This is a genomic window from Vibrio sp. 2130-1 (assembly GCF_033339515.1).
In genome coordinates, this window is record NZ_JAWOUT010000581.1 from 1 (window position 1) to 556 (window position 556).

Annotated in this window: 1 protein-coding gene; it reads left to right on the forward strand. The window is 44.4% G+C overall.

Features of this window, described 5'->3' with window-relative positions; all coding sequences use genetic code 11:
* On the forward strand, positions 1 to 556 hold a 556-nt coding region (locus tag R7Q09_RS27525; protein WP_318144129.1), incomplete at both ends, for an EAL domain-containing protein.

The window sequence follows — 556 nt, forward strand, 5'->3', positions numbered from 1 at the left end:
GACATTATGTCCGTTTACGATCCCGCATTCGATGCGACGGTGAAACAACGACTCTATATCGAAAGAGAACTGAGTCGCTCCATCCACGACTTATCTCAGTTTGAGCTTTGGTATCAACCTAAATTTGACCTTAAGACCTACCAGTTGGTTGGGGTTGAAGCTTTAGTGCGATGGAATCATCCCGAGAAAGGTTACATTGGCCCTGAACTGTTTATTCCGATTGCAGAACAAAACGACTTGATTCTCGATCTTGGTGAGCATTTGATCGAAACCGCGATCAAGCAAAGAGCGGAATGGGCAGAAGCATTTGACCATGATTTTCATATCGCGTTGAACTTGTCCCCACGACAAATCTACCGTCAGGATCTTAGCCTCATATTTGAGCACTTTTTATCGCAATACAATGTATCCGCCAAAGACATTCACGTAGAAGTGACGGAGTCACTTTTGATGGACGACATCGAAAAAGCCCACTTCGTTTTGCGCAAACTGCAAGCCACTGGTATTGAAGTCTGGTTAGATGATTTTGGTACTGACTATTCTGCCCTGTCCTATC